The following is a 19303-nucleotide window of genomic DNA, read 5'->3' as shown; positions in this document are numbered from 1 at the left end:
TTCGATTGTTTAGCTTAGCTACACCCTTTATCACCACACACAACAAAGGTAAGCGTCATGCTGCAGGAAATTTTCATCGCCGCTGCTGCCGGGGGCAATCCGTCCAACGCCCTGTCGCAGATGGGCTTCGAGCACCTGATCCACGAAATGACCACCAAGCCGGGTGATTTCGCGGTTTCCTGGGTCGTGCTGCTGACCCTGATCGCCATGTCGGCCATGTCCTGGTACTGGACCGTCATCAACATCTTCCGTGCCACCCGCCTGAAGAGCGCCGCTGATCGCGTCGTCAGCCTGTTCTGGGATACCCCGAACGCGCAGGACGCCATCCGTGCGATGGAAGAACAGCCGGCTTCCGAGCCGTTCTCCAAGATCGCCCTGGACGCTGCCCAGGCTGCTGCCCACCACCAGCGCGCTGAAGGCGGCGCCACCGGCGGCGTGGGTGAGAACCTGAGCCGTTCGGAGTTCGTCGACCGCGCTCTGCGTCAGGCCGTCACCCGCGAAAGCAACAAGCTGCAGTCGGGCATGACCCTGCTGGCCACCGTCGGTGCAACCGCTCCGTTCGTCGGTCTGCTGGGTACCGTGTGGGGCATCTACGGCGCGCTGATCAAGATCGGTGCCACCGGCTCCGCTTCGATCGACGCCGTTGCCGGCCCGGTGGGTGAAGCGCTGATCATGACCGCGATCGGTCTGTTCGTCGCGATCCCGGCCGTGTTCGCCTTCAACTTCTTCAGCAAGATCAACAGCGCGACCATCAGCAAGTTCGATACCTTCGCGCACGACCTGCACGACTTCTTCGCCACCGGCTCGCGCGTCCGCTAATTGCGGCGCGCGTCACCCTGCGACGAACGTAAGTAGTCACCAAGATCTAGACGGAGCCCGTTATGGCTTTCAGTAGTGGTAACAGCGGCGGCCCCATGGCCGACATCAACGTTACGCCCCTCGTGGACGTGATGCTGGTGCTGCTGATCATCTTCATCATCACGGCGCCCCTGATGTCCCACAAGGTCAAGGTGGATCTGCCGGAAGCCAACCTGATCCAGAAGCCGGAAGACGCTGAAAAGCGTTCCGGACCGATCACCCTGGCAGTCAAGGAAGACGGCTCGATCTACTGGAACGACGAAGAAATCAACAAGCAGACTCTCGAGTCGCGCTTGGCGACCGCCGCCCAGCAGACCCCGCAGCCGCCGCTGAACCTGCGTGGTGACCGCACCACCAAGATGCGCGTCATCAACGACCTGACCAAGGTCGCGCAGGAGCAGGGCATGCTGGACGTCGGCTTCGTCGCGACCAAAGAAAAGGGGCAATAAGCCATGGCATTCAGTAGTGGTGGTGGCAAGGGCCCCATGGCAGACATCAACGTCACGCCCCTCGTGGACGTGATGCTGGTTCTGCTGATCATCTTCATCGTGACCGCGCCGATCATGACGTACCCGATCGCCGTGGACCTGCCGCAGCGCGTGCTCAATCCACCGCCGCAGCTGGTCGAACCGCCGCCGCCGATCGAACTGAAGATCGACGCCAGCAACCAGGTCTCGTGGAACAACAGCCCGATCAATACCAGCGAGCTGCAGCAGCGGATGGAGCAGGAGGTCCAGCGTGACCCGACCAACCAGCCGGAACTGCGCATCGACGCCAGCCCGGATTCCGAGTACGACGTGATGGCCAAGGTTCTGGCCGCCGCGAAGAATGCTCAGATGAAGAAGATCGGTTTTGTGCAGCAGTAATCGTTACACCGCAACACAACAGTCATGACGCGACTGCAGACGCCCCTGGAAACAGGGGCGTTTTTTTTCATGCCGGATGGCCGGGGCCGCTATGATCGGCGGATGCTCGCCCTCTTCGACTCCCTGCGCCACTGGCTTGACGGCATCGCCCATCTCGGCACGATCTTGGCGGTGGCCTACCTGCTGTACCTGTTCGCGCTGGCAGGCTGGATCATGCTGCAGAAGCGCGAACCGGTGGCCACGCTGAGCTGGATCCTGTCACTGGCGTTGCTGCCCTACCTGGGTCTCTTCATCTACTACCTGCTGGGCCCGCAGAAGGTGAAGCGGCAGCGCCTGCGCCGTGGCCGCGCGCGGTCGGGCATGGAGCACTACAGCGACGTCTGCCCGCCCGATGCCGACTGCACCGAGCTGGCCAAGATCGCCCAGGCCACGACAGGGCTTGCGCCGAGCAGCGCCACCGAAGTGACCTGGCTGGTGGACGGCGCGGCGACCTACGCGGCGCTGCTTGAGGCCGTCGCGCAGGCACGCGACCACGTGCATCTGGAGTACTACATCTTCAACCCGGACCATGCCGGCACCGCCCTGCGTGACGCCCTGGTCGAGCGCGCACAGGCCGGCGTGCAGGTGCGCCTGCTGCTCGATGCCGTGGGCTCTTCCGCCCTGCCCCGCCGCTTCCTGCAGCCGCTGCTCGACGCCGGTGGTGAAGCGATCTGGTTCCACCCACGGCAGCTGCTGAAGCCCTTCAAGCGCCCCTGGTTGAACCTGCGCACCCACCGCAAGCTGGTGATCGTCGATGGCCGGCTGGCGTTTACCGGTGGCATCAACATCACCGACGACGAGGACGAAAGCCGCAAGTCGGACGCCTACCGCGACCTGCACATGCGCATCCGCGGCCATGTAGTGCGCAGCCTGCAGCTGGTATTTGCCGAGGACTGGCTCTACGCCAGCGGGCAGGATCCCTCGCGCATGGACATCGCCCGCCTGTGGCCAGCCGACATGCCGCTGCGCGGCGACGGCCCGATCAACGCCCAGGTGCTGGTATCCGGCCCGGACTCGGGCTGGGAAACCATCCACCGCCTGCACGTGGCAGCCATCCAGGAAGCACACGAGCGCGTGTGGCTGGTGACGCCCTACTTCGTGCCCGGCGAAGCGGCGCGGATGGCCCTGACTTCGGCCGCGCTGGGCGGCCTGGACGTGCGCCTGCTGGTGCCGAAGATGAGCGACTCCTGGTTCGTCACCCAGGCCGCACGCTCCTATTTCGACGAGCTGCTGCACGCGGGGGTGAAGATCTACGAGTACGGCCCGCGCATGCTGCATACCAAGGCCTTCATCGCCGATGACGATGTCTGCATCGTCGGCAGCGCCAACTTCGACCACCGCAGCTTCCGGCTGAACTTCGAGCTGTCGATGATGATCAGCGACCGTGACCGCGTCGCCGCGCTGGCCGAACTGCTGCAGGGCGAATTCGACCGTTCCACGCGGGTGCACGACCAGGCCGGCCGCTCGTTGTGGCTGCACCGCCTGCCCGAGGCCTTCGCCCGGCTGGCCTCGCCGCTGCTCTGACGCAGCGCTACACTGCGGCGATCACCCGGGGAGCCCGACTATGTACTGGTTGTACCTGCTGCTGGCGCTGGGCTGCTTTGCCTTCGCACTGAAGACGCCCAGCGCGGGGCTGATGAGCCTGTGCCTGCTGGCCGCCCTCGCCTTCCTGCTGGCCTGGGTGCGCGGCCGCTATGTGGCCCGCTTCGGCGACCTTCAGCGCGACCCCGCCACCCTGGTCGATGCCGAGGAGCTGCGCCGCCTGCGCGAGCAGGCCCAGGCCCGCCGCAACGAAGACGCCAACGATCACGATCCGTCCCCTCTTTCCAAGTAGTTCCGTTCCATGACCCAGCTCAGCGTCAACGTCAACAAGATCGCCGTCCTGCGCAATTCGCGCGGCGGTGCCGAACCGGACGTGGTGCGTGCCGCCCAGGCCTGCCTGGATGCCGGTGCGCATGGCATCACCGTGCACCCGCGGCCGGACCGCCGCCATATCACCGCCGAGGACGTGCTGGCGCTGTCCATGCTGACCCGCGTGCGGGGTGTCGAGTTCAACATCGAAGGCAACCCGTTCGCGCCACCGCGCGAGGGCTACCCGGGCCTGCTGCCGCTGTGCGAACAGATCCGCCCGGCGCAGGCCACCCTGGTGCCGGATGGCGATGGGCAGATCACGTCCGATCACGGTTTTGACTTCGAGCGCGATGCCGAGCGACTGCGCCCGCTGGTTGCGGAACTGAAAGCACTGGGCTGCCGCGTCAGCCTGTTTGTCGACGCGGGCAACCCACTGCTGGAGCAGGCGGCCGAAGTCGGCGCCGATCGCATCGAGCTGTATACCGGCCCCTATGCGGAAGCCCACGCGGCCGGCGATGCCGACGCGATGCTGGCGCTGTTCGCCACCGCCGCGCGCCGTGCGCAGGCAGTGGGACTGGGGGTCAACGCCGGCCATGACCTGTCGCAGGACAACCTGCGTGACTTCCTGGCCCACGTGCCGGAGGTGCTGGAGGTGTCGATCGGCCACGCGCTGATCGGCGAGGCGCTGTATGACGGACTGGATGCCACGGTGCGCGGGTATCTGGCGTTGCTTTGATGCATTGCAGCCGAGCGTCGGCTCGGCTCTACAAGGTCTCTGCATCAACCGTAGAGACGAGCCCATGCTCGGCTCAGCACCGCCCTGAACCCTTCAGACGGCCGTCGCAGCCATTGAGACAGCCACGGCGTACCCTGCCGCAATGGGTATTGCGATCAAGGGCCGAGGTTCCACGTCCCACCTTGCCGGGCGCTTTGAAAGCACCGTCAGCGAGGCGGTGGACGACGGCTGGGCGGTCGACGAGAGCGATGAGTTCCTTGCCCCGCGCCTGCGCACCGAAGTGCGCGCCGAAACCGCGCGCAGCATCATCACCCGCAACAACTCGCCGGACGTCGGCTTCAGTCAATCGGTGAATCCCTATCGTGGCTGCGAGCACGGCTGCTCGTACTGCTTCGCGCGCCCCTCGCACGCCTATCTGAACCTGTCGCCAGGCCTGGACTTCGAAACCAAACTGTTCGCCAAGACCAATGCACCACAGTTGCTGCGCAAGGAACTGTCGAAGCCGGGCTACGTACCGCAGCCGATCGCACTGGGCATCAACACCGATGCGTACCAGCCGATCGAACGCAAGTTCAAGCTCACCCGCCAGCTGATCGAAGTGATGCTGGAAACCAGGCATCCGTTCTCGCTGATCACCAAGAACGCACTGGTCGAGCGTGACATCGATCTGCTCGCACCGCTGGCGGCGGAGAACCTGGTCAGCGTGCATTTCTCGGTGACCTCGCTGGACCCGCATCTTTCCGCGAAGCTTGAGCCGCGCGCGTCGGCGCCGCATGCACGGCTGCGCGCGATGAAGCGCCTCCATGACGCCGGCATTCCGGTCGGCGTGATGGTGGCGCCGGTGATCCCGTGGATCAACGACAGCGAACTGGAAGCCGTGCTGGAGGCCGCGCACGATGCAGGTGCGAGCACCGCCGGCTACGTGCTGCTGCGCCTGCCACTGGAAGTGGCGCCACTGTTCCGCGACTGGCTGGATACGCATCATCCCGAACGCGCTGCGCACGTGATGAGCACCATCCAGCAGTTGCGCGGCGGCAAGGACTACGACAGCCAGTTCGGCACCCGCATGCGTGGCCAGGGCGTGTATGCCGATCTGTTGAACAACCGCTTCAAGCTGGCGCGAAAGCGTCTCGGGTTCAATGCGCAGAACAGCCATTGGCCGAAGCTGGATTGCAGCCGGTTCCTGAAGCCGCTGCCGCCGAAGAAGGATTCGCCGCAGGGAAGTCTGTTCTAGAACGCTGGACCGCTGCCCGGCTTACCGGCAACAATCTGCGCTTGGCCGGATGGCCTGCAAGCCAGGGAGGGAGGCAGATGGATGACCCAGGATCCGTTACAGTGCGATGCCGTTCGCTTGACGACGAATCGGTTCGCACATGAAGCGCTCACATGCCTCCAGCTGTGGTGCGTTTCTGCTTTTCTGTGGTACCGATGCAGAGGCTGCCCGTGCGTTTGTGGTTGAAGACGCTGCCATGCGCGACCCCGCCTGCCTTACGGTCGAGCCGCGCCAGCGGCTCTTCGCTTGTCACCAGATCGTTGCCGGGGACAGCCGAGTGATCGGGCTGAGACGATTCCGCTCGTCGTGGAGGACCGACCGTTCCACCTTCAGCAAGCTCACGATCCAGCTCCCCGCTGATGCGAAAGCAGGCGACCGGTTCTCTGTCCCAAATGATCGAGTACGGATGTTCCATAGCAGAGGGTCCAGCGCGTTTGCCGGAAAGACGGGCTGCTACGCAGTGCCGGTCGCAGGGCAGATTACCGTGGTTTCCGCAGGAGACTCCGGCATCGAGGTCCAGGTCGATGCAACGTTTCGCTCTGCAAGCCCACTGCAATGGCCGGGAGAGTGCGAGGCACCGACCACGGTGTCAGAGCATCTGAGAGCCCAGCCATTGTCTCTGGAGCAGCTTGATGCATGGACGGGAGTGCATGATCCGGAGGCATCCCCCTTCGAACAGGCACACCCCTCCAGACGTTCGCGCAACTGAATCCGCACGAACGTGCTGTACATGATGAAACGCACGCACTGCTTCCACGCCAGTGGTCTCCTTCTCTACCTTGCGAGCGCACAGGTGGAGGCTCGCGCCCTGCACGAATGCATCGTCGTTCCGCAGGCCGCGATCGTCACCAACATGCCGGCTGGCCTGGACGAGTTCGAACAGCGACTGTGGGTGGCGAATACAGGTCAGAGGGTGCGCAACGGCACGGACACCCTCCTTCTGCTGCGCCTCCTCTCGGAGTCGCCAGGCGTGATCGATTCCCAGCAGTACATCAAGATCACAGGCAGCTTGAAGCGATACGCGCCCTCGTCGGAAGGGATGCCGCAGGTGGTGCATGCGCGCTTGACAAGTGGCGGCGCGGGCTTCGCGCACAAGGGAGACTACTGGCTGTCCGATTCAGCGGACGTCGAACTGCATCAGCCGCACAAGGGCGATAGTCAGATCGAAGTCAAAGTGACGGCTGTTGGGTGGAACAGCTATCGAAAAGAAGACCGTTCCTTCTATCTCCAGTTCACCTGTCAACTGAAGGAAATCCCTGTCGAGAAGCTCAGTGCCTGGCAAGGAGGAAACGACGATCTCTGGGGATCCTTTGGTCCCACCCGATAGCTGGGTGGAACTGCCTGCATGCAATCACTTCTGCGACGACTGGCAATGCTGAAAATAGAAATTTACTCCCTGAGGTTCTACTCACGACTGGACGAGGATGCGTTCTTCTCCAGGTTGAACCAGATTCCGGGCGTGGTGTCCGTCGAAGGGTTCCTCAGGACGATCAAACGTCTCTGTTGATCCGTCGGCTGTGGATGACGAAGGTATGAGAGAGTTGATTTCGCTGTTCCAGCGCTATGGAATAGACATGCGCCAGCTGCGGAAACTGGAGACGGGAGAATTCAGCTCATGGATGCGGAACAGATCCGCCTACTGGTTCAAGTCGATGTATCCGGACCCGTGAGCACATGACATGAAGATCATCTACTGGCTGGGCATCGCGGTCCTGTGGATGCTTCCGTTGAACGTTCTGCTGCTGACGGGCGGCAAGCTGATGTCGGGCGACGCGCTTGGAGAAGAAGAGCTCATTGGCTTCGGTGTGGCGGTGTTCGGCGCTGTGGCCGGCGGGATTCTCTATCGCCGTCGCCCGCGGTAGCGTCGAGTTGCTCCACCTCGCTCCAGGTTCAGTCGAGCAAGCTCGACTCTACCAGGCAAGCGATATCGGCCTGCCGATCCGACGTCACCCGCCCCCAAACAACTTCTGCGCGCTCTGGAACAGGATCCAACTCGTCGCGATGAACTTGTCCCCCCCCTGCGGCCTGTTACCGCGATGGGTATGGGTAAACGCCGTCGGCGCAATCAACAGACTGCCGGTGCGCGGCGCGATCTTCCGCCCCTGGAACAGGAACTCGGTTTCGCCCTCTTCGAATCCGTCGTTGAGGTACAGCGTCCACAGCACGTGCCGGTGCAGGGTCTCGGCCTGCGGGTCCTTCGGGTACAGCTCGCAGTGCCAGTACGGGTAGCCGCCCTCGCCGGCCGCATACCACTGCAGGTTGATCGCACCCGGCCGCAGGCAGGTGCGGGCCAGGTCGGCCAGCTGCTGCTGCGGCATGTCGGGGAAGTCCTCGGCAGACAGGCGTCGCGGTTGGCCGTTGCTGTCCTGGATCTGCAACATCAGTGGTGCAATCAACGCCTGTGGATAACGGCGTAGATAAGTCAGCAGGCCGTTGAACACCGCGATCTGCAGCTGCTGGTCGACATCCTGCCAGCCGTCCAGGCCACTGATGCGCAGATCCTTGCTGTGCTTGAGTTCCGGGAACACGCCACTGCCCACGGCACCGGGCTGCAGGCCACGCGTGGCGCGCAGGCGTTCAACGATGGCCGCGCAGACCTCGCTGGGGACGGCGTTGTGGATGACTTCAATGAAATCGACCGGGCCCTGCTCGTGCATGCGTGCATTCCTTAGGCGGCAACGGCTTGATGGTGCCGTTTGCCGCCCTCGGTGTCACCCCACGGTCATGTCATCGTTCTGCCATGACCGCTGTCAGGCGATAGGCCGTCAGCCCTGTGCGTCGTCGTGTGCGTGGTGGTAGCGCACGGCTTCGGCCACTTCCTCGCGCGAGCCGAGGAACACCGGTACGCGCTGGTGCAGCTGGTCGGGCTGGATGTCGAGGATGCGCTCGCGGCCGGTCCAGGCAGCGCCGCCGGCCTGTTCGACCAGCAGGCCCATCGGGTTGGCCTCGTACATCAGGCGCAGCTTGCCGGCCTTGGTCGGATCCTTCTTGTCCCACGGGTAGATGAAGATGCCGCCGCGGGTCAGGATGCGATGCACGTCGGCCACCATGCTGGCGATCCAGCGCATGTTGAAGTTCTTGCCACGCGCGCCTTCCTTGCCTGCCAGCAGATCGCCCACGTAGGCCTGCATCGGTGCTTCCCAGTGGCGCTGGTTGGACATGTTGATGGCGAATTCCTGGGTGGCCGCCGGGATCTGCATGTTCTCGGTGGTCAGCACGAACTCGCCCTTCTCGCGGTCCAGGGTGAAAGCGTGGGTACCGTGGCCGACGGTCAGCACCAGCTGGGTGCTGGGCCCGTAGATGCAGTAGCCGGCGGCGATCTGCTTGCTGCCCGGCTGCAGGAACGCGTCATCGCCCGGCAGTTCCACGTTGGTCGGGCAGCGCAGCACCGAGAAGATGGTGCCGACGGAGACGTTCACGTCGATGTTGGAGCTGCCATCAAGGGGATCGAACAACAGCAGGAAATCACCGCGCGGGTAGATGTCCGGCACCGGCTGGCTGTGGTCCATTTCTTCCGAGGCGCAGGCGGCAAGGTGGCCACCCCACGCGTTGGCTTCAAGCAGGATCTCGTTGCTGATCACGTCCAGCTTTTTCTGCGCTTCGCCCTGCACGTTGCCGGTACCGGCATCGCCCAGCACGCCACCAAGGGCGCCCTTGCTGACGGCGATGGAGATGCTGGTGCAGGCGCGGGCGACGACCGCGATCAGCTGGCGCAGGTCGGCGTTGATGCGGCCGGCGTGCTGTTCCTGGATCAGGAAGCGGGTCAACGAAGTACGGGACATGAGCGGGCAGGTCTCGGCAGCGGGAAAACGCCTATTGTCGCCCGTCTGGCGGGGCCGTGCGTGAGCGCGGGAAGGCGTAATCGTTTCCAGATGCGTTGCGCTCGTGGCGCCTTCCTTTTGTCGAGGCTCACGGGAGGGGGAGGCGATGCAGGACACGCTGCAAGTACGTCCATGTAAGCTCGATGGCGCCAACGGTCCTGCATCGCCTCCCCCTCCCGCGCGCTTCAGGGTTCGCCGCGAGCGCGGTGGGATGGCAAGAACAAAAGCAAAAAACAAAGGCGCCTTTCGGCGCCTTTGTCTTCAAGCTACTGGAGCGTTGCTTCAGCCCTTGGCGACGGTGGCCACGGCCTTGGCGACGTATTCCAGGTTGTTCTGGTTCAGCGCGGCCACGCAGATGCGGCCGGTGCCGACGGCGTAGATGCCGAACTCGTCGCGCAGGCGCTCGACCTGCTCACGGCTCAGGCCGGAGTAGGAGAACATGCCGGCCTGCTCGTTGATGAAGCCGAACTGCGGTGCACCTGCAGCGGCCAGCTTCTCGACCAGGCCCTGGCGCAGGGCATGGATGCGCTCGCGCATCTCGGTCAGCTCCTGCTCCCACATCGCACGCAGTTCCGGGTTGGTCAGCACGCCGGCCACCAGCGCAGCACCGTGGGTGGACGGGCTGGAATAGATGGTGCGGATCACGCGCTTGACCTGCGACTGCACGGCCTTGGCGTCAGCGGCGGTCGGCGCCACCATCGACAGCGCACCCACGCGCTCGCCATACAGCGAGAACGACTTGGAGTACGAGTTGGCGACGATGAAGCTGTCGATGCCGGCTTCGGCGATGATGCGCACGGCGGCGCCGTCCTGCTCGATGCCCTTGTCGAAGCCCTGGTAGGCCATGTCGATGAAGGGGAACAGCTGGCGGTCCTTCAGCAGCTGTGCCACCTGCTTCCACTGGGTGACCGTGAGGTCGGCACCGGTGGGGTTGTGACAGCAGGCATGCAGCAGCACCACGGTGCCGGCTTCCAGCTTGCCCAGGTCGGCCAGCAGGCCGTCGAAGTTGACGCCGTGGGTGGTCGGATCGAAGTAGGTGTAATCCAGCACCTCGAAGCCGGCCGCGCTGAACACGGCGCGGTGGTTTTCCCAGCTCGGGTTGCTCAGCGCAACGGTGGCGTGCGGCAGCAGCTTCTTCAGCACGTCGGCGCCGACGCGCAGCGCACCGCTGCCACCGACGGTCTGTGCGGTGGTGACGCGGCCGGCGGCCAGCAGCGGCGAGTCCTTGCCGAACACCAGTTCACGCGTGGCCTGCGTGTACGCCGGCAGGCCATCGATCGGCAGGTAGCCGCGCGGTTTGGCTTCAGCGGCGAGCTGCTGCTCGATCTGCTTGACGGCGCGCAGCAGCGGAATGCGGCCGCTCTCGTCGTAGTAGATGCCCACACCCAGGTTGACCTTGGTCGGGCGGCTGTCGGCGTTGTACGCCTCGGTCAGGCCCAGGATCGGGTCGCCTGGGACCAGTTCCACGTTTGCAAAGAAGGACACGGCGGTACTCGTTCGGTAGACGGAAAGGGGGAGGAAGTGCGCTACGCGGTCTGCGGCGTTTCAGCCGGAAACAGCCCATCGTAACAAAGCCTGCAGGGGCTGGCCGCCGCCATCGTCATCTGCGGCCCCGTACCATGGCGTGCGTTGCCGCCCGATCCATCAACCTGAATCATGAATCCCGCCGCACGACGCCATTGCCTGCCGCTGTCCGCCCTGCTGCTGTCGCCCTGGGCGGCGGTGGCCGAGCCTGCGCCCACCGCCCTGCCTGCAGTGCAGGTGCAGGCCGCCCGGGTGCCGGGCATCGATCCGTTCGCGCTGCCGGCCAGCCAGGACACGGTCTGGATCGATGCCAGCCGCGCGGGCACCGGCGCGCAGCTGTCTGAGGCCATGGCTGGGGTCCCCGGACTGCTGGCACGCGACCGGCAGAACTTTGCCCAGGACACGCAGCTGTCGATCCGTGGCTTCGGCGCGCGCTCGACCTTTGGCGTGCGCGGGGTGCGGGTGCTGATCGACGGCGTCCCCGCGACCATGCCCGATGGCCAGGGCCAGCTGTCGCATGCCAGCCTGTTGGGCGCCGAGCGCATCGAGATACTGCGCGGGCCGTTCTCGGCGCTGTATGGCAATTCCTCCGGCGGCGTGCTGCAGGTCTGGAGCGCGCAGGGCCAGGCCGGCGACCCGTGGCGGCTGCGCCTCAACGCCGGGGCTGACAACACACTCAGTGTCGGCGCGCAGCTGAAGGGTGCCGGCCACGGGCTGGACCACAACATCGCCGCTGGTCATTTCCGCACCGACGGCTGGCGCGACCACAGCCGCGCGCGCCGTGAATCGCTCAACGCACGCATCGGTGGCGAGCTGGGCGGTGGGCGGCTGGAGCTGCTGCTCAATGCGCTTGACGCCCCCGATGCCCAGGATCCGCTGGGCCTGACCCGTACCCAGGTGGCGGCGGATCCGCGCCAGGCCACGGCGGTGGCGCACCAGTACAACACGCGAAAATCGGTGCGCCAGCAGCAGGCAGGCCTACGCTGGACGCGGGAGACCGGAGCGCAGCGCTGGCAGTTGATGGGTTATGCCGGCCAGCGCGCGGTGCACCAGTACCTGCCGATTCCGCCGGCACCCCAGACCAACAGCCCGCTGCATGCCGGCGGCGTGATCGATCTGGAGGGCGGCTACGGCGGGCTGGACGCGCGCTGGGGCTGGCACGGTGATCTGACGGGTCGACCGCTGGATCTGGTGGCCGGGCTCAGCGCCGACCGCCAGCGCCAGCACCGCACCGGCTACGAGAACTTCATCGGCAGTGTCTTGGGCGTGCGCGGGCGCCTGCGGCGTGACCAGATCGACGTCGTGCAGAACGTGGACCAGTTCGCCCAGGCCTGGTGGCAATGGAGCCCGCGCTGGTCGTTGCTGGCCGGCCTGCGCCACAGCACCGTGCGCTTCGACTCGGACGATCGCTACATCACCACCCGCAACCCGGATGACAGTGGCCATCGCCGTTACCAGGCGACCACGCCGGTGGCCGGGATCAGCTTCGAGGCGAGCCCGCAGTGGCGGCTGCACGCGGCGGTGGGACGTGGCTTCGAAACCCCAACCTTCAACGAACTGGGTTATCGCGCCGACGGCCAGGCCGGATTGGCGCTGGATCTGGCGGCGGCGCGCAGCCGCAGCCTGGAGATTGGCAGCAGGTGGCACGCACAGGATGGCACCCAGCTCGATATCAGCCTGTTCCGTGCAGATACCGACGATGAGCTGGCCGTTGCCAGCAATATTGGTGGGCGCAGCACCTATCGCAACATCGGCCGAACCCGTCGTCAGGGTCTGGAACTGCAGTATCGACAGCCGCTGGCCGAGCAACTGGAACTGCAGCTGGCGTGGACCTGGCTGCAGGCGCAGGTGCGCTCGCCGTACGTGACCTCGAACAGCGTGGTTGCTGCGGGCAGCCGCCTGCCCGGTGTGCCGCGCCAGCAGGCCTTCGCCCGGCTGCAGTGGAGCCCCGCCGACTGGCAGTGGGCGCTGGAGGCTTCTGCCAGCAGCGATACCGTGGTCAACGACCTGGCCACCGAGCGCGCGCCGGGCTATGCGTTGCTGAACCTGGAAGCCGGCCGTCGCTGGACCCTGCCGGGTGGCGAGCTGCGCGCCTTCGCCCGGCTGGACAACGTGCTGGACCAGGCCTACATCGGCTCGGTGATCGTCAATGACGGCAATGGCCGCTTCTACGAACCGGGCCCGGGACGGCGAGCCAACGTCGGCCTGCAATGGTCGTGGCGCTGAAGGGGTCGTGCCGGCCGGCGGCCCGGCACGACCGGTCAGTCGGGGGCCTTGGCTGGCACGAACGGCGAGGTCGGGTCGCTGGCCGGGAAGGTCTCCTCCAGCGCCTCGTCCTGGTTGTCGCTGGCGCGCTGCTTGCGCTCGCGGCGCTTGAGCGGGCTCTCCTGGCCACCGCGATGGCGGTCACCGCCATCCTTGCGGTCCTGCGCCGCCTGTTCAGCCTCATGCTTCACCGGCAGGTGGTCGTGCTCGGCATCGAAGAACGGTGCACCGGTGCCGCGGTAGTCGGCGTTGTCGGCATCGCGCTTGCCGCGCTGCTCGCCGGGAATGGGCGGGTGGTTTTCCCGCAGCGGGTCTCGCGAGGTCTCTCGGCTCATGGTCTGGTACCTGCCCTTGGGGGATTCCACTACACCGCTCCGCAGGTAAAGCCACCGCGAACCTGGCGTCATGAACATCTCGCTCACCCCCCGGTAACGGCACCGCGCGTATTCCTGCCCACCCGCCCCCGCTGCAGGAGCCGGCCATGCCCCGTCTTGAACGACCCGCACCGTCCGTGTTCAACGCCCTGCTCGATCCGCTCGGCCAGCGCACCGCGCAGCGACGCACGCGCCGCCCGGAAGACCCGCAGGCGGTGGCGTAGGATTACCTGCAGTACATGCTCAGCGACTATGAGGAGAGGCGTGGCCAGAGCCACCGCAACTGGCGTGATCTGTGTCCGGTGTATGCCTTCGCGCTGACGACCCATGCCGCGGATTGGCCACGCGGTGATGCCGCCGATACCTGCGAGGAACTGGCCGAGCACTGGGAACAGATGCGCGGACAGTCACGGTTGGGCTGGTCGCAGGCACGGCCGGTGGTGGAGGACGCCTGGCGCGCGCTGGACCATATTCCGGCGGCGGCAGTGAGGCCGTTGCTGCAGTAACGATGGGCAGGTGAAGCAGCCGAGCGTGGGCTCGGCTCTACATCAACGCGACGGCGCCACCTGATGTGCACGGCACGGACACGGCTGGTTTACGCCCTCCGGCCCACGCTTGGCACCCTGCCTCATCAAAGGTGCGTCCATGGCTCGCCCGATCTGGACCGGTACGTTGTCGTTTGGCCTGCTCAACGTGCCGGTGTCGCTGATGTCCGGCGAACGCAAGGTCGATCTGCAGTTCCGCATGCTCGATTCCCGCGACCGCAAGCCGATCCGTTTCGAACGGGTCAACGCCGACACCGGCGAGGAAGTGCCCTGGAAGGACATCGTCAAAGCCTACGAGTACGACAAGGGCAGCTATGTCGTGCTGGAGGAAGGCGACATCCGCTCGGCCGCACCGGAGAGCCACGAAGCGGTGGAAGTGGAATCGTTCGTGGATGCGGCGCAGATCGACCCGCGCTACTACGAGAAGCCCTACCTGCTGGTACCCGGCAAGAAGGCCGAAAAGGGCTACGTGTTGCTGCGCGAAACGCTGCGCAGCACCGGCAAGGTGGGCATCGCGCGGGTGGTGGTGCGCACGCGCGAATACCTGTGCGCGGTGATGCCGCATGAGGACGCGCTGGTGCTGATGATCCTGCGCTATCCGCAGGAACTGGTGGATCCGGAGGACTACAAGCTGCCCACCGGCAAGCTGTCCGACTACCGCATCACCAGCAGGGAAACGGCGATGGCCGAACAGTTGATCGAGTCGATGGCCGGCGACTGGGATCCGTCGCAGTACCACGATGAATTCCGCGAGCGCCTGCAGCAGGTGTTGAACAAGCGCATCAAGTCCAAGGGCGGCACCACGCGGGTGGACGATGAGCCGGCACCGCGCGAGGACGCCAGTACCAATGTGGTCGACTTCATGGCGCTGCTGCAGAAGAGCCTGGATGCGAACAAGCGCACGCCGGCGAAGAAGGCGGCAGCGCGCAAAGCAGCCGCCAAGTCGCCGGTGAAGAAGGCCGCAAAGAAGACAGCGAAGAAGGCTGCAAAGAAGACCGCACCCCGGCGCAAGGCAGGTTGAACCATGTCGCTGCACCAGTACCGGCGCAAGCGGCGCCTGGGCGGCGGCGCCGGGCAGACACCGGAGCCCGACGACACGCGTGCCCCCGGTGACCCGAAGCGGCGGCCGACCTTCGTCATCCAGCTGCACCACGCCAGTTCGCGCCACTATGACTTCCGCCTTGAGATGGACGGCGTGCTGAAGAGCTGGGCAGTGCCGAAAGTCCTTCGCTTCGCGTCGGCGAGAAGCGGCTGGCTGTGGAAGTGGAAGATCACCCGTTGTCCTATGCCGGCTTCGAAGGAGACATTCCTGAAGGCCACTATGGTGCGGGCCACGTGGAAGTCTTCGATCACGGCACCTGGGCCTGTGAAGGCGATCCACTGCAGGCACTGGCGGCGGGCAAGATCGACTTCGTACTGCACGGACAACGCCTGGCCGGTGGATGGAAGCTGGTGCGCACCGCGATGAAAGGACGCCAGGTGCAGTGGCTGCTGATCAAGCGCGACGACGGTGAAGCGCGCGACGCCGAGGCGGATGACCTGCTGACGGCACCGGTGCCGAAACGAGCACCTGTGGCGAAGAAGCGTTCCGCAGAGAAGGCGGCGCGTGCAGCACCCGTCGCACGCACGACCACACGTAAGGCCGATGCGCGCTGGCGTGCACGCGCACTGCAACTGCACAACGCACGTGACAAGGCCTATCCCCGCGGATTCACACCGCAGTTGACCGATCATCGCGAAAGCGCGCCGGATGGAGAGGGCTGGCTGCATGAGATCAAGTGGGATGGCTATCGTCTGCTGGCCGATCTGTACGATGGCGAGGTGAAACTCCGCTCCCGCAACGGTCTGGACTGGACCGATGATTTTCCCGAGGTGGTACAGGCCGTGCAGGCGCTCCCGGTGCGAGACGCGCGCCTGGATGGCGAGCTGGTGGTGCTGGACCCGGATGGACGCAGTGACTTCGCAGCGCTGCAGCGGGTGATCGACGGCAGTTCGAAACAACCGCTGCGCTACATCGTGTTCGATCTTCCCGGTGTGGCCGGCGTGGACATCAGTCGTGCACCGCTGGTGGAGCGCAAGGCATTGCTGAAGGATCTCATCGGGCCAGCGCCCGGCACCCTGGCCTTCAGCGAGCACGTGATCGACCATGGCCCGCAGGTGTTCGACGCCAGTGGCAAGGCCGGCTTTGAAGGCATCGTCAGCAAGCAGGTGGATGCGCCATATGTAAATACCCGCGCGCGCAGCTGGGTGAAGGTGAAGCACGAAGACACCGACGAGTTCGTGATTGTCGGCTACACGATGCCGAAGGGTTCCCGGGTGGGGTTCGGCTCGCTGCTGCTGGCGACGCCGGACAAGGGCGGATTGCGCTATGTGGGCCGCGTTGGCACCGGCTTCGACGACGAGAACCTGCGCGCGCTGCTCAAGGCACTGCAGCCACTGGCAGTGAAGACGCCCGTGCTGCAGCTGCCGGCGCATGTGCCGTTTCGCGCTGCCAGCGTGCGCTGGGTGAAGCCGGTGACGGTGGCGGAAGTGGCGTTCCGTGGCTGGGGAAAGGAAGGCCTGCTGCGCCAGGCCAGTTTCAAACGGCTGCGCGGCGACAAGCAGAAGGAGGACCTGGGAATGAGCACCGCAGATGCCGAAACCGGAGGCGAGGTCCAGATCACGCATCCGGAGCGGGTGGTGTTTCCAAAACAGAAGCTCAGCAAGGGAGACGTGGCGGACTACTACCGGAAGATGGCACGCTGGATCCTGCCCGAGATTGCTGGACGACCGCTGTCACTGCTGCGCTGCCCGGACGGCGTGGGCAAGGCCTGCTTCTTCCAGAAGCACCATGGTCCCGGCCTGGGCGATGCGGTACATGCGGTGCCCCTGCAGCAGAAGAGCGGCCGCGAGGAGTACGTCTACATCGACGATGCGCGGGGCCTGCTGCAACTGGTGCAGATGAATACCCTGGAACTGCATCCCTGGGGCGCGACCGTGGCCGACCCCGAGCACCCGGATCGTCTGGTGTTCGATCTCGACCCCGGCGAAGGCGTCAGCTGGGCACAGGTGAAAGCCGGTGCACGCGATGTGCGTGACCGCCTGCAGCAGGTGGGCCTGAAGAGCTTCGTGCGCTTGTCCGGCGGCAAAGGCGTCCACGTGGTGGTGCCGCTGAAGCCCAAGGCTGGCTGGGACGAGGCGAAGGCGTTCTGCGAGGCGTTCGCGCAGGCAATGGCGCTGGAGAAGCCTGATCGCTACGTGGCGACGATGAGCAAGGCCAAGCGCAGTGGCGTGATCTTCATCGACTGGTTGCGCAACACCCGAGGGGCCACCAGCGTGTGCTCGTGGTCGCTGCGCGCGCGCGATGGCGCCGGCGTAGCGGTGCCGCTGCGCTGGGAGGAACTGGCGCGTATCAGTGCTGCCGACGCCTTTCCCATGGCCAAGGCGCTGGCGAGGGCGCAGCGGCTGAAGAGTGACCCATGGCAGGGCATCGCGCAGTTGAAGCAGACGCTGCCGCGCATGGATCTGTAGAGCCGAGCCGATGCTCGGCTGCCTGCGTCGGTGTGCATGAAAGCCGAGCATGGCCTCGGCTCTACAGGGGCGGCGTTACCCTGCGTCGCGCGAGGGGCGGCGTCCGAACCACCAACCGACCAGCAGTTGCAACGGCAGCGATGCCAGCAGCGAAATGACGAACCAGAACGGGAAGTCCGCACCCGCCGTCCACATCGCGTAGCCACAGCCCAGCGCGATCAGCGACCAGATCGAGAAGCCGTGTGAACGCGGCCAGCACGGCGCGTAATAGGTGGCGAAGGAAATGCCCGCGATGCCACCGAGCACGCTGAAGGCGAGATCCCAGCCCAGCTGCATGCTGTTGTTGTTCGGCGTCATGCCCAGCAACGGCGGCAGCCAGCTGGCGACGCTGCTGACCAGCGCGAGTGACAGCACGCCGCCGATCAGGGCAACGAGGGACAGGAACAGGGTCTTGAGCAGGCCAGGCATGCGCGCATTGTACGGCTGCCACGGAGTGCCCGGGTTGCCGGCCAGCGGCCGGCACTACCGATGGATCGGCATGGCCGCCGCGTCCGTGGGAGAGGGGGACGGAGCGACGACGGCCATGCACAGGCGGTCAGGCGGCGAAGTCGAGTACCACGCGGCCCTCAATGGTGCCCGCGTGCATGCGCGCGAACACGTCGTTGATGTTTTCCAGGCAGTCGGTGCTGACCGTGGCCGCGACCTTGCCTTCGGCGGCGAACTGCAACGACTCCTGCAGGTCCAGCCGGGTGCCGACGATCGAGCCGCGCACGGTGATGCCGTTGAGCACCATGCCGAAGATGTCCAGCGGGAAGTTGCCGGGCGGCAGGCCGTTCAGCGAGACCGTACCGCCTCGACGCACCATGCCCAGTGCCTGCTCGAACGCCTTCGGCGACACCGCCGTGACCAGGGCGCCGTGCGCACCGCCGATCTCCTTCTTCAGGAAGGCGGCGGGGTCGGTGGTGCGCGCGTTGACGGTGATCTGCGCGCCGAGCTGCCGGGCCAATGCCAGCTTGTTGTCGTCCACATCCACCGCAGCCACGTTCAGGCCCATCGCGCGGGCGTACTGCACGGCCATGTGGCCCAGGCCACCGATGCCGGAAACCGCCACCCAGTCCCCGGGCTTGGTGTCGGTCACCTTCAGGCCCTTGTAGACGGTCACGCCGGCGCACAGCACCGGCGCGATCTCGACGAAGCCCACTTCCTTCGGAAGCAGGCCGACATAGTTGGCATCGGCCAGTGCGTACTCGGCGAAGCCGCCGTTGACTGAGTAACCGGTGTTGCGCTGTGTCTCGCACAGCGTTTCCCAGCCACCCAGGCAGTGTTCGCAATGGCCACACGCCGAGTACAACCAGGGGATGCCGACCCTGTCGCCTTCCTTGACGTGCCCTACCCCGCCTCCCACGGCCACGATGTGCCCCACGCCCTCGTGACCGGGGATGAATGGCGGGTTCGGTTTCACCGGCCAGTCGCCCTCGGCGGCGTGCAGGTCGGTGTGGCAGACGCCACAGGCCTCGATCTTGACCAGCACCTCGCCCGCCCCCGGGCGTGGTACAGAGACTTCCTCGATCACCAGTGGCTTGCCGAACTCACGCACGACAGCGGCCTTCATGGTCGAATTCATGTTCGGATCTCCGTAGT

19 protein-coding genes and 1 pseudogene are annotated in these 19303 nt (G+C 65.5%); 13 read left to right on the top strand and 7 right to left on the bottom strand.

Going from position 1 to position 19303, the window contains the following annotated elements; translation table 11 throughout:
* The first annotated feature begins 57 nt into the window (after positions 1-57).
* From exbB to HLA98_RS17800, 7 genes are all read left to right on the top strand, one after another.
* Positions 58-819 (top strand): TonB-system energizer ExbB, encoded by a 762-nt coding sequence (gene exbB, locus HLA98_RS17830; protein WP_005411738.1) that lies wholly within the window; start codon positions 58-60, stop codon positions 817-819.
* A 62-nt stretch (positions 820-881) separates the two neighbouring features.
* Positions 882-1307 (top strand): ExbD/TolR family protein, encoded by a 426-nt coding sequence (locus tag HLA98_RS17825; protein ID WP_005411739.1) that lies wholly within the window; start codon positions 882-884, stop codon positions 1305-1307.
* A gap of 3 nt (positions 1308-1310) precedes the next feature.
* On the top strand, positions 1311-1724 hold the full coding sequence (locus HLA98_RS17820) for an ExbD/TolR family protein (RefSeq protein WP_005411740.1): 414 nt from the start codon (positions 1311-1313) through the stop codon (positions 1722-1724).
* A 102-nt stretch (positions 1725-1826) separates the two neighbouring features.
* The gene (gene cls / locus HLA98_RS17815; RefSeq protein ID WP_057501598.1) at positions 1827-3287 is read left to right on the top strand and encodes a cardiolipin synthase; all 1461 of its coding nucleotides are present in this window, start codon (positions 1827-1829) and stop codon (positions 3285-3287) included.
* 40 nt (positions 3288-3327) lie between these two features.
* Positions 3328-3597 carry a hypothetical protein gene (locus HLA98_RS17810; protein ID WP_049447425.1) on the top strand — a complete coding sequence of 90 codons (270 nt, stop codon included), beginning with the start codon at positions 3328-3330 and terminating at the stop codon, positions 3595-3597.
* 9 nt (positions 3598-3606) lie between these two features.
* Positions 3607-4350 carry a pyridoxine 5'-phosphate synthase gene (locus tag HLA98_RS17805; RefSeq protein WP_057501584.1) on the top strand — a complete coding sequence of 248 codons (744 nt, stop codon included), beginning with the start codon at positions 3607-3609 and terminating at the stop codon, positions 4348-4350.
* Between the two features lie 142 nt (positions 4351-4492).
* The gene (locus HLA98_RS17800; RefSeq protein ID WP_057501585.1) at positions 4493-5584 is read left to right on the top strand and encodes a PA0069 family radical SAM protein; all 1092 of its coding nucleotides are present in this window, start codon (positions 4493-4495) and stop codon (positions 5582-5584) included.
* 148 nt (positions 5585-5732) lie between these two features.
* On the opposite strand, the gene HLA98_RS17795 is transcribed toward HLA98_RS17800, so the two are convergent.
* Complete coding sequence (locus tag HLA98_RS17795) at positions 5733-6038, bottom strand: hypothetical protein (RefSeq protein WP_129550606.1); 306 nt, start codon at positions 6036-6038, stop codon at positions 5733-5735.
* A gap of 318 nt (positions 6039-6356) precedes the next feature.
* Here HLA98_RS17795 and HLA98_RS17790 point away from each other — a divergent pair, with 318 nt between their 5' ends.
* On the top strand, positions 6357-6950 hold the full coding sequence (locus HLA98_RS17790) for a hypothetical protein (RefSeq protein WP_057501599.1): 594 nt from the start codon (positions 6357-6359) through the stop codon (positions 6948-6950).
* Positions 6951-7302: 352 nt separating this feature from the next.
* A complete protein-coding gene (locus HLA98_RS17785) occupies positions 7303-7485 on the top strand; it encodes a hypothetical protein (RefSeq protein ID WP_232015486.1) in 183 nt (60 codons plus the stop codon).
* Positions 7486-7569: 84 nt separating this feature from the next.
* Here the strand turns inward: HLA98_RS17785 and HLA98_RS17780 are convergent, their stop codons facing one another.
* From HLA98_RS17780 to HLA98_RS17770, 3 genes are all read right to left on the bottom strand, one after another.
* Positions 7570-8280 (bottom strand): 2OG-Fe(II) oxygenase, encoded by a 711-nt coding sequence (locus tag HLA98_RS17780; protein WP_057501586.1) that lies wholly within the window; start codon positions 8278-8280, stop codon positions 7570-7572.
* A gap of 108 nt (positions 8281-8388) precedes the next feature.
* On the bottom strand, positions 8389-9405 hold the full coding sequence (locus tag HLA98_RS17775) for a class 1 fructose-bisphosphatase (protein WP_057501587.1): 1017 nt from the start codon (positions 9403-9405) through the stop codon (positions 8389-8391).
* A gap of 321 nt (positions 9406-9726) precedes the next feature.
* On the bottom strand, positions 9727-10929 hold the full coding sequence (locus tag HLA98_RS17770) for an amino acid aminotransferase (protein WP_057501588.1): 1203 nt from the start codon (positions 10927-10929) through the stop codon (positions 9727-9729).
* A 171-nt stretch (positions 10930-11100) separates the two neighbouring features.
* Between HLA98_RS17770 and HLA98_RS17765 the strand changes: the two genes are divergently transcribed.
* A complete protein-coding gene (locus HLA98_RS17765; RefSeq protein WP_057501589.1) occupies positions 11101-13194 on the top strand; it encodes a TonB-dependent receptor family protein in 2094 nt (697 codons plus the stop codon).
* Between the two features lie 35 nt (positions 13195-13229).
* On the opposite strand, the gene HLA98_RS17760 is transcribed toward HLA98_RS17765, so the two are convergent.
* Complete coding sequence (locus tag HLA98_RS17760; protein ID WP_005411772.1) at positions 13230-13568, bottom strand: hypothetical protein; 339 nt, start codon at positions 13566-13568, stop codon at positions 13230-13232.
* 278 nt (positions 13569-13846) lie between these two features.
* Between HLA98_RS17760 and HLA98_RS17755 the strand changes: the two genes are divergently transcribed.
* From HLA98_RS17755 to ligD, 3 genes and pseudogenes are all read left to right on the top strand, one after another.
* On the top strand, positions 13847-14113 hold the full coding sequence (locus HLA98_RS17755; protein WP_185805993.1) for a hypothetical protein: 267 nt from the start codon (positions 13847-13849) through the stop codon (positions 14111-14113).
* A 139-nt stretch (positions 14114-14252) separates the two neighbouring features.
* Positions 14253-15173 carry a non-homologous end joining protein Ku gene (gene ku, locus HLA98_RS17750; protein WP_057501590.1) on the top strand — a complete coding sequence of 307 codons (921 nt, stop codon included), beginning with the start codon at positions 14253-14255 and terminating at the stop codon, positions 15171-15173.
* Between the two features lie 3 nt (positions 15174-15176).
* A pseudogene (gene ligD, locus HLA98_RS17745) lies at positions 15177-17662 on the top strand (DNA ligase D).
* Positions 17663-17737: 75 nt separating this feature from the next.
* Here ligD and HLA98_RS17740 read toward each other — a convergent pair.
* Both HLA98_RS17740 and adhP read right to left on the bottom strand, forming a co-directional pair.
* Positions 17738-18130, bottom strand: coding sequence for a hypothetical protein (locus HLA98_RS17740; protein WP_049445714.1), 393 nt, complete (start codon positions 18128-18130; stop codon positions 17738-17740).
* Positions 18131-18257: 127 nt separating this feature from the next.
* On the bottom strand, positions 18258-19286 hold the full coding sequence (gene adhP, locus HLA98_RS17735; RefSeq protein WP_057501591.1) for an alcohol dehydrogenase AdhP: 1029 nt from the start codon (positions 19284-19286) through the stop codon (positions 18258-18260).
* Positions 19287-19303: the final 17 nt, after the last annotated feature.

Origin of the sequence: Stenotrophomonas africana (assembly GCF_013004645.1) — a bacterium.
Taxonomy (GTDB): domain Bacteria; phylum Pseudomonadota; class Gammaproteobacteria; order Xanthomonadales; family Xanthomonadaceae; genus Stenotrophomonas; species Stenotrophomonas africana.
Note: the sequence above shows the minus strand (reverse complement) of the source record. Positions and strands in the feature narration are given on the sequence as shown.

Excerpts from the sequence above, each read along its gene's own strand:
- HLA98_RS17765 (WP_057501589.1), top strand. The coding sequence starts at position 11,101 with ATGAATCCCGCCGCACGACGCCATTGCCTGCCGCTGTCCGCCCTGCTG.
- HLA98_RS17785 (WP_232015486.1), top strand. The coding sequence starts at position 7,303 with ATGAAGATCATCTACTGGCTGGGCATCGCGGTCCTGTGGATGCTTCCG.
- HLA98_RS17805 (WP_057501584.1), top strand. The coding sequence starts at position 3,607 with ATGACCCAGCTCAGCGTCAACGTCAACAAGATCGCCGTCCTGCGCAAT.
- ku (WP_057501590.1), top strand. The coding sequence starts at position 14,253 with ATGGCTCGCCCGATCTGGACCGGTACGTTGTCGTTTGGCCTGCTCAAC.
- exbB (WP_005411738.1), top strand. The coding sequence starts at position 58 with ATGCTGCAGGAAATTTTCATCGCCGCTGCTGCCGGGGGCAATCCGTCC.
- cls (WP_057501598.1), top strand. The coding sequence starts at position 1,827 with ATGCTCGCCCTCTTCGACTCCCTGCGCCACTGGCTTGACGGCATCGCC.
- HLA98_RS17760 (WP_005411772.1), bottom strand. The coding sequence starts at position 13,568 with ATGAGCCGAGAGACCTCGCGAGACCCGCTGCGGGAAAACCACCCGCCC.
- HLA98_RS17790 (WP_057501599.1), top strand. The coding sequence starts at position 6,357 with ATGAAACGCACGCACTGCTTCCACGCCAGTGGTCTCCTTCTCTACCTT.
- HLA98_RS17740 (WP_049445714.1), bottom strand. The coding sequence starts at position 18,130 with ATGCCTGGCCTGCTCAAGACCCTGTTCCTGTCCCTCGTTGCCCTGATC.
- HLA98_RS17775 (WP_057501587.1), bottom strand. The coding sequence starts at position 9,405 with ATGTCCCGTACTTCGTTGACCCGCTTCCTGATCCAGGAACAGCACGCC.
- HLA98_RS17820 (WP_005411740.1), top strand. The coding sequence starts at position 1,311 with ATGGCATTCAGTAGTGGTGGTGGCAAGGGCCCCATGGCAGACATCAAC.
- HLA98_RS17800 (WP_057501585.1), top strand. The coding sequence starts at position 4,493 with ATGGGTATTGCGATCAAGGGCCGAGGTTCCACGTCCCACCTTGCCGGG.
- HLA98_RS17780 (WP_057501586.1), bottom strand. The coding sequence starts at position 8,280 with ATGCACGAGCAGGGCCCGGTCGATTTCATTGAAGTCATCCACAACGCC.
- HLA98_RS17755 (WP_185805993.1), top strand. The coding sequence starts at position 13,847 with ATGCTCAGCGACTATGAGGAGAGGCGTGGCCAGAGCCACCGCAACTGG.
- HLA98_RS17825 (WP_005411739.1), top strand. The coding sequence starts at position 882 with ATGGCTTTCAGTAGTGGTAACAGCGGCGGCCCCATGGCCGACATCAAC.
- adhP (WP_057501591.1), bottom strand. The coding sequence starts at position 19,286 with ATGAATTCGACCATGAAGGCCGCTGTCGTGCGTGAGTTCGGCAAGCCA.
- HLA98_RS17795 (WP_129550606.1), bottom strand. The coding sequence starts at position 6,038 with ATGGAACATCCGTACTCGATCATTTGGGACAGAGAACCGGTCGCCTGC.
- HLA98_RS17810 (WP_049447425.1), top strand. The coding sequence starts at position 3,328 with ATGTACTGGTTGTACCTGCTGCTGGCGCTGGGCTGCTTTGCCTTCGCA.